The organism is Peptacetobacter sp. AB800 (genome assembly GCF_047807365.1).
Lineage (GTDB): Bacteria > Bacillota > Clostridia > Peptostreptococcales > Peptostreptococcaceae > Peptacetobacter.
Genome location: NZ_JBLOUI010000099.1, coordinates 1 through 509 on the forward strand (window position 1 = coordinate 1; position 509 = coordinate 509).

The 509-nt window shown below is 50.3% G+C and carries 6 tRNA genes; all 6 read left to right on the forward strand.

Features of this window, described 5'->3' with window-relative positions:
* Positions 1-2: 2 nt before the first annotated feature.
* The 6 genes from ACK2WN_RS12235 (at position 3) to ACK2WN_RS12260 (ending at position 509) form a co-directional block, all read left to right on the forward strand.
* Positions 3-77: transfer RNA gene (locus tag ACK2WN_RS12235), tRNA-Glu, on the forward strand.
* 9 nt (positions 78-86) lie between these two features.
* Positions 87-160 (forward strand) — tRNA-Gly (locus ACK2WN_RS12240).
* Between the two features lie 4 nt (positions 161-164).
* A tRNA-Val gene (locus ACK2WN_RS12245) sits at positions 165-240 on the forward strand.
* An 8-nt stretch (positions 241-248) separates the two neighbouring features.
* A tRNA-Asp gene (locus ACK2WN_RS12250) sits at positions 249-325 on the forward strand.
* 28 nt (positions 326-353) lie between these two features.
* A tRNA-Asn gene (locus tag ACK2WN_RS12255) sits at positions 354-429 on the forward strand.
* 4 nt (positions 430-433) lie between these two features.
* Positions 434-509: transfer RNA gene (locus ACK2WN_RS12260), tRNA-Thr, on the forward strand.

Genomic DNA, 509 nt, shown 5'->3' on the forward strand with positions numbered 1-509 from the left:
ATGGCCCGTTGGTCAAGCGGTTAAGACACCACCCTTTCACGGTGGTAACAGGAGTTCGATTCTCCTACGGGTCACCAACTCAATATGCGGGTGTAGCTCAATGGTAGAGTTCTGGCCTTCCAAGCCAGCTGTGAGGGTTCGATCCCCTTCACCCGCTCCAAAATGGGGTTATAGCTCAGCTGGGAGAGCATCTGCCTTACAAGCAGGGGGTCACAGGTTCGAGCCCTGTTAACCCCACCAAATAAAGTGGCTCGGTAGTTCAGTTGGTTAGAATGCCAGCCTGTCACGCTGGAGGTCGTGGGTTCGAACCCCATCCGAGTCGCCACTTTATAAAAATAAATATTAAAAAATGTGGGAATATGGCTCAGTTGGTAGAGCAAATGACTGTTAATCATTGGGTCACAGGTTCGAGTCCTGTTATTCCCGCCAATATGCTGGTGTGGCTCAATTGGTAGAGCAGCTGACTTGTAATCAGCAGGTTGTAGGTTCGAGTCCTATCACCAGCTCCA